Source organism: Rudaea sp. (assembly GCF_036383415.1).
Lineage (GTDB): Bacteria > Pseudomonadota > Gammaproteobacteria > Xanthomonadales > Rhodanobacteraceae > Rudaea.
The window spans coordinates 1-6,375 of record NZ_DASVOK010000135.1; the positions used below are offsets into that span (position 1 = coordinate 1).

9 protein-coding genes are annotated in these 6,375 nt (G+C 66.3%); 3 read left to right on the plus strand and 6 right to left on the minus strand.

Annotated features, from left to right (window positions below; genetic code table 11):
• From VF497_RS05220 to pqqA, 6 genes are all read right to left on the minus strand, one after another.
• The coding region (locus VF497_RS05220; protein ID WP_330886576.1) for a hypothetical protein at positions 1-299 on the minus strand (299 nt) is incomplete at its 3' end.
• Positions 300-325: 26 nt separating this feature from the next.
• Positions 326-1,474, minus strand: coding sequence for a pyrroloquinoline quinone biosynthesis protein PqqE (gene pqqE / locus VF497_RS05225; RefSeq protein ID WP_330886577.1), 1,149 nt, complete (start codon positions 1,472-1,474; stop codon positions 326-328).
• Positions 1,471-1,743, minus strand: a complete 273-nt coding sequence (gene pqqD / locus VF497_RS05230) for a pyrroloquinoline quinone biosynthesis peptide chaperone PqqD (protein ID WP_330886578.1) — start codon at positions 1,741-1,743, stop codon at positions 1,471-1,473. Before pqqD ends, pqqE begins: the two co-directional genes overlap by 4 nt.
• Positions 1,740-2,444, minus strand: coding sequence for a pyrroloquinoline-quinone synthase PqqC (pqqC, locus tag VF497_RS05235; protein WP_330886579.1), 705 nt, complete (start codon positions 2,442-2,444; stop codon positions 1,740-1,742). Before pqqC ends, pqqD begins: the two co-directional genes overlap by 4 nt.
• Complete coding sequence (pqqB, locus tag VF497_RS05240; protein ID WP_330886580.1) at positions 2,441-3,391, minus strand: pyrroloquinoline quinone biosynthesis protein PqqB; 951 nt, start codon at positions 3,389-3,391, stop codon at positions 2,441-2,443. The genes pqqC and pqqB overlap by 4 nt, the downstream gene beginning before the upstream one ends.
• 22 nt (positions 3,392-3,413) lie before the next feature.
• Entirely contained in the window at positions 3,414-3,488 is a 75-nt protein-coding gene (pqqA, locus tag VF497_RS05245) for a pyrroloquinoline quinone precursor peptide PqqA (protein WP_083919003.1), read from the minus strand.
• Between the two features lie 161 nt (positions 3,489-3,649).
• Here pqqA and VF497_RS05250 point away from each other — a divergent pair, with 161 nt between their 5' ends.
• The 3 genes from VF497_RS05250 to VF497_RS05260 form a co-directional block, all read left to right on the plus strand.
• On the plus strand, positions 3,650-4,660 hold the full coding sequence (locus VF497_RS05250; protein ID WP_330886581.1) for an alpha/beta fold hydrolase: 1,011 nt from the start codon (positions 3,650-3,652) through the stop codon (positions 4,658-4,660).
• Positions 4,657-5,997, plus strand: coding sequence for an ATP-binding protein (locus VF497_RS05255; protein WP_330886582.1), 1,341 nt, complete (start codon positions 4,657-4,659; stop codon positions 5,995-5,997). The genes VF497_RS05250 and VF497_RS05255 overlap by 4 nt, the downstream gene beginning before the upstream one ends.
• The coding region (locus VF497_RS05260; protein ID WP_330886583.1) for a response regulator transcription factor at positions 5,994-6,375 on the plus strand (382 nt) is incomplete at its 3' end. The genes VF497_RS05255 and VF497_RS05260, both read left to right, overlap by 4 nt.

The window sequence follows — 6,375 nt, forward strand, 5'->3', positions numbered from 1 at the left end:
ACGACGTGCGGCCGCTGCGCCGCGGCGAGGCGCGTGGCGAGCGCATCCTCGAACAGCGGCAGACTGCCGCGCTCGTTGAGCGGATCGAGGTTGGCGACGTGCTCGGTGCCGTCCGGACCGATCAGGCCGGCGAGTCGGCAGCGGCCCTCGCCCTGGCCACGGACGAGCAGCAGCGCGAGCGAGCAGTCGGGAAAGTCGGCGCTGAAATGCGCGTGGGCGGCGCGCAGTCCGCTGCGCGAGTCACCGTCGAACGCGCTGAGCTTGAGGACGCGGTCGAACAGATCGGCGGAGGCGGGCATGCGCGCATTGTCGCGCGCCGCCGCATTTACGCCAAGCCGGACAAAGCCTTGGAATTCTTTGGATCGCGGAACAGCAGTGGTTTCGCTTCGACTGTCGGTCGTGATTCCTGCGCACGAGCTACGATGCCGGCGACAACGGCGTGTTTCGACGACTTGTCGCAGACCGGATCGGCCGCGGCCGGATCCTGCGCGAGCATGTAGGCCTGGCAGCGGCAGCCGCCGTAGTCCTTTTCCTTTTCCGGGCAGCTTGCGCAGGGCTCCTTCATCCAGCCCGTGCCGCGGTAGCGATTGAAGCCTTCGGACTCGTGCCAGATTTCGCGCACGCCATGCTCGCGCACGTTCGGAAAGGCGAGACCGGGCAGCATGCGCGCCGTGTGGCACGGCAGGGCGGTGCCGTCGGGCGCGATCGTGAGGAAGATGTTGCCCCAGCCGTTCATGCATTTCTTCGGCCGCGTCTCGTAGTAGTCGGGCACGACGAAGATCAGTTTCGTCTTGGCGCCTAGTTTCTCGCGCCATTGCTGCGTGATGCGTTCGGCGCGCTGCAACTGCTCGCGCGTCGGCAGCAGTTGTTCGCGGTTGAGCTGCGCCCAGGAATAGAACTGCACGTTGGCAAGCTCGAGATACTGCGCGTCGAGTTCGACCGCGAGTTCGATGATGCGCTCGATGTGGTCGATGTTGAGACGATGGATCACGCAGTTCATCACCATCGGCCAACCGTTGGCCTTGATCAGCGCAGCGGCTTCGCGCTTGAGGTCGAACGTCCGTGTGGAGGAAAGGAAATCGTTGACCTCGCGCGTGGAGTCCTGGAACGAGAGCTGGACATGATCAAGCCCAGCCTCCTTCAGTCGCCGCGCACGTTCGGCGTTGAGGCCGATGCCCGAGGTGATCAGGTTCGTGTAGTAGCCGAGCTTGCGCGCCTCGGCGACGAGCGTTTCGAGGTCCTTGCGTTGCAGCGGTTCGCCGCCGGAGAAACCGCATTGCACGGCACCGAGCGCGCGCGCCTCGCGCAGCACGCGCAGCCAGTCGTCGGTGGACAATTCCTTGTCGTGGCGCGCGAAGTCGATCGGGTTGTAGCAGAACGCGCAGTGCAGCGGGCAGCGGTAGGTCAGCTCGCAGAGCAGCCAGTGCGGCGGCCCGATTGCCCCGGCGGGCGCAATGTTCGGGACGGCGCTCATGCGATCTGCACCCAGCCTTGGCGCGTGGCGATGTCGAGGAAGGCGAGCACGTCGCCGCCCAGGCCCGTGGTGTCGAATTGCCTTTCGATATCGGCCGTGATCGCCGCGATGTTCGCGGCGCCGTCGCAGCGTTTCAGGATCTCGCCCGCGCTTGCGTTGAGCTTGACCATGCCCTCGGGATAGAGCAGCACGTGCGCGTCCTGCGTCGGCTCCCATTGCAGGCGGAAGCCGGGTGCAATGCGCGGGACTTGTGCGGCATCGAGACTCACGAAGCCTCCGTCACGCCGTACTTCAGCGCCATCGCATCGTTCATCGCCCAGAGCACGTCGAGTTTGAATTGCAGGATGTCGAGCGCGCGCTGCTGCAGTGCGCGCGTGTCGAAATAGACGAGCGTGATCGCCAGGCCCTGCTCGACATCGCGCCGCGCCTGCGTCGTGCGATTGCGAAAATACTGCAGCCCTGCGGATTCGATCCATGGATAATGCTCGGGCCAGTTGGCGAGGCGCTCCTTGTGGATCTTCGGCGCGAACAGTTCGGTCAGCGAGGCGCAGACTGCTTCCTGCCACGGTGCGCGGCGCGCGAAGTTCACGTAGGCATCGACCGCGAAGCGCACGCCCGGAACGACATGGCGTTGATCCTCGACTTCCTCGCGCGTGAGACCAACCGCGAGGCCGAGTCTCACCCAAGCCTCGATGCCGCCTGCGTCGTCGCCGTAACCGTCATGGTCGAGGATGCGCTGCACCCACTCGCGGCGCACGGTGCGGTCGGGGCAATTGGCGATGACGGCCGCGTCCTTGACCGGAATCGCGACCTGATAACAGAAGCGGTTGGCGACCCAGCCCTGGATCTGTGCCCGCGTCGCGCGCCCTTCGTTGAGCATGCGGTTGAACGGATGGTGGATGTGGTAGGCCGCGCCGCGCTCGCGCAGGCGCGCCTCGAATTCCTCGTGGTTCCACGCGGTCGGACTCACAGTTGCAACTCCATGCCGTCGTACGCGATCTCGACGCCGGCCGCGCGTACCTCGGCGTGTTCGGCGCTGTCCTCGTCGAGGATCGGGTTGGTGTTGTTGATGTGGATGAGAATCTTGCGCGTCGAGGCCGGCAGTTGCGCAAGTCGTTCGAGCATGCCGCCCGCGCCGGATTGGGCGAGGTGGCCCATGTCGCGCGCGCGCTTTTTCGAGATGCCGAGCGCGATCATCTCGTCGTCGCGGAAAAAGGTGCCGTCGATCATGATGACGTCGGCCTTCTGCATTGCATCGAACAGCCGCGCGTCGATCTCGAACACGCCTGGCGCATAGACGAGACGCCTGCCGTTTGCCGTGTCCTCGACGACAAGTCCGATCGTGTCGCCGTCGACCGGTTGGTCGCGATGCGGCGAATAGGGCGGCGCATTGCTGCGCAGCGGCAGCGCGGTGAAGCGCAGGCCGGGCACGGTCGGAATCGCGAATGCCGCGCCGTCGAGCACGATCTCGTGCCAGTCGCTGCCGCAATAATGGTTGAGCAATGGAAAGATCGGGTTGCCGCGTTCGAGATCCTCGCGCACGGGCCGCGTCGTCCACAGCGGCCAGCGCTCGCGGTGCTCGCGCAGCATGTAGAGTCCGGTGACGTGATCGATCTGCGCGTCGACAAGCAGGATCGCGCGCAGCGCCGTGTCGCGGATAGCGCGCGCCGGCTGCGCGGCGGCGAAGGATTTCAGCTGGGCGAGGATGTCGGGCGAGGCGTTGCACAGCAACCAATCCGCGCCGTTGCCGCTGAGCGCGATCGAGGATTGCGTGCGCGCCCGCGCGCGCAACGTGCCCCGGCGCAGGCCATCGCAATTGCGGCAGTTGCAGTTCCATTGCGGAAAGCCACCGCCGGCCGCGGAACCGAGGACATGGATATGCACGAATTCTTCGTACCAGGAACGGCACACCGGCATGCGGTCGATGTGCCGATCACCTTCAGCGGTTGGCGATGTACATCGTGACTTCGAAGCCGAAACGCATGTCGGTCGCCTGCGGGGTTTGCCACTTCATGTCGATTCTCCGTGAAAAGGATGCCTGGGGATGGTGAGCCGGAATGGCTCGCCGGGATCGAGTGTCATGGCTCGCGGGATTCAGGGCATCGCCATGGCAATGAATCGAGCCTCACGATTTTCATTAGATTGCGCGACGTGCGAATGCGCTAGCATGCCGCCATGCCCGAGCATGCCGACCAGCCCGACGACTTCGCCGCACGGCCCGTCGCGCAGGCATTCGACGGCGCCACGCTCGCGCTTGATCATGGCCACGTCATGGCCTGGGAGCAGTCGGGCTCGCTGTCAGGGCTGCCTGTCGTCGTGCTGCACGGCGGGCCCGGCTCGGGCAGCAATCTGCGTCATCGCGAATTCTTCGATGCGGCGAAATACCGGATCGTGCAGTTCGACCAGCGCGGCTGCGGGCGCAGCGCGCCGCTTGGTGAAACTGCGCACAACCACACCGGTGCGCTGGTCGACGACATCGAGCACCTGCGCGAACATCTCGGCATCGAACGCTGGCTAGTGTTCGGCGGCTCGTGGGGCGCACCGCTCGCGCTCGCATATGCGGCGAAATACCTGCAGCGCACGAGCGGGCTGGTGCTGCGCGGCATCTACCTGACCGGCGATGCAGACAACGACTGGTTCTTCCACGGTGCCGCGGCATTCGCGCCCGAGGCGCACGCGCGGTTCATGCAACTCGTGCCGCGACGCTGGCAACGCAGCCTGCTCACCTGGCTCGATCGCACGTTCCGCGATGGCGACGAGGAGCGCAAGGCCGCTGTCGCCGCGGCGTGGCAGCGCTACGAAACCGCTCTGGTCGATCCGGCTCGCCTCGGCGCCGCGGATTCCGCGCCCTTGTCGCCCGCGTCCGCAGCGGTGTGGAAAAAGTATACCGTGCAGGCGCACTACCTCGCGCACCGCTGCTTTCTCGGCGAGGCGGCGGTGATGCGCTGCGCGAGCAGCGTGCGCGGCGTGCCGACCGCGCTCGTGCACGGCACGCTCGATTTCGTCTGCCGCCCGGTCAATTCGTTGCGCGTGCAGCGCGCGATCGCCGGCGGCCGGCTTGCCTGGGCGCACGGAGCAGGGCACGATCCCTTTCATCCGCAATCGAAGCAATTGCTGCGCGCTGCGACGGATCGTTTCCACGCGCACGGCGACTTTTCGCGCTGGCCAGCGGAGGCGGACGCGTGAGCCTGCGCGCGCAATTCAACCTGCTGATCGCGGTGCTGATTTCGGTTTTCGTCGGCGTACTGTTGCTGCAGCAGATTCGTGACACGCGCGACAGCGTGCGCGAGGAGATCGAGGCGGGCAACCTCGTCGCAACGCGATTGCTGTCGAGTTTCGTGCAGACCTACGGCGACACGAGCCGGCCGGCGATGCTCGACTACCTCACCCATCTCGGCCGTGTACGCTCCACTGTGATCCGCCTGTACGACCAGGAAGGCGGGCTGATCTATACCTCGCCGCTTTCGCCGTACAAGGCCGGACGCGAAGCCCCAGCCTGGTATGCGGCCCTCGTCGCGCCCGTGCCGATGAAGCAGCAATTCGACACGTTCGACGGCGTGCTCGAAGTCGCCGCCGACCCGAGCCGCGCGATTCTCGACGGCTGGGACGAGGCGCTGCGCCTCGTCGGCATCGGCGCGATCGCGATCCTGATCGGCAACGTTCTCGTGTTCGCGCTCGTGCGCCGCGCGACAAAGCCGTTCGCGCGGATCGCACGTGGCATCGACGAGCTGCAGAGGGGCAACTACCACACGCGTCTGCCCGCATTCCACGGTGCCGAAGCGGGCGCGATCGGGCAGGCCTTCAATCGCATGGCGCAGACGATCGAGGACAATCTCAATGCGCGCCATGAGGCCGCGGAAGCTCGGCTGCGCCTCGAGCAGAGCCGCGAGTTGGCCGAAACCGTGCGCGCGCGCATCGAAGACGAGCGCCGCGAGATCGCACGTGAGCTGCACGATGAAACCGGGCAGAGCGTTACCGCGATCAAGTCGCTCGCGCTGGCATTGTTGAAACGCCCGCACAGCGACGAGGCAACGCGCGGCACCGCGCAGCTGATTGCCGACACGGCAGGCAGGCTGTACGCGGCGATGCACGAAATGATTCCGCGTCTGCGGCCGCTGACGCTCGACAGCCTCGGTCTAGCCGATACGCTGCGCGAGCAGGTGGCGGAATGGCGGCACCTGCATCCGCATGTCGATATCGTGCTGAGCATCGGCGATATGCCCGCTTCGCTCGGCGATACGGCGACGGTGACGATCTATCGCGTCATCCAGGAAGCGGTGACCAATGCATTGCGCCACGCCGATGCGGGCCGCATCGAGATCGACCTGCGCACCGAAGCGCAGGCATTGCTTCTGCGAATCGCCGACGACGGCCGCGGCCTGCCCGAACATTGGCGGCAGCCCGGCCACTATGGCCTGCGCGGCATAATCGAGCGCGCGCATGCGCTTGGCGGCGAGGCGCGCATTGGCAATCGCGAGCCGCAAGGCGCCGAGATCGAGCTGGAGGTTCCATTGCAGGCATGAGCACATCCGTACCGATGAATGCGAGGAAAATCCGCGTGATGCTGGTCGACGACCACGCCGTCGTGCGCGTCGGTTTCCGTGTGCTGCTCGAGATGAGCGGCGAAGTCGAAGTCGTCGGCGAGGCGGAAAGCGGCGAAGTCGCCTATCGCGAGTTCGCGCGCATCCAGCCCGATGTCGCGATCATGGACCTGTCGATGCCGGGCATGGGCGGCATCGAGACCGTGCGCCGCCTGCTCGCGCGCGAGCGCAGCGCGCGCATCCTCGTGTTGTCGGCGCACGAGGACTCGGCGCATCCGCGGCGCGTGCTCAAGGCCGGCGCGCTCGGTTACCTGTCCAAGCGCGGCGCGCCCGAGGAACTGCTCGACGCGGTGCGCGCGG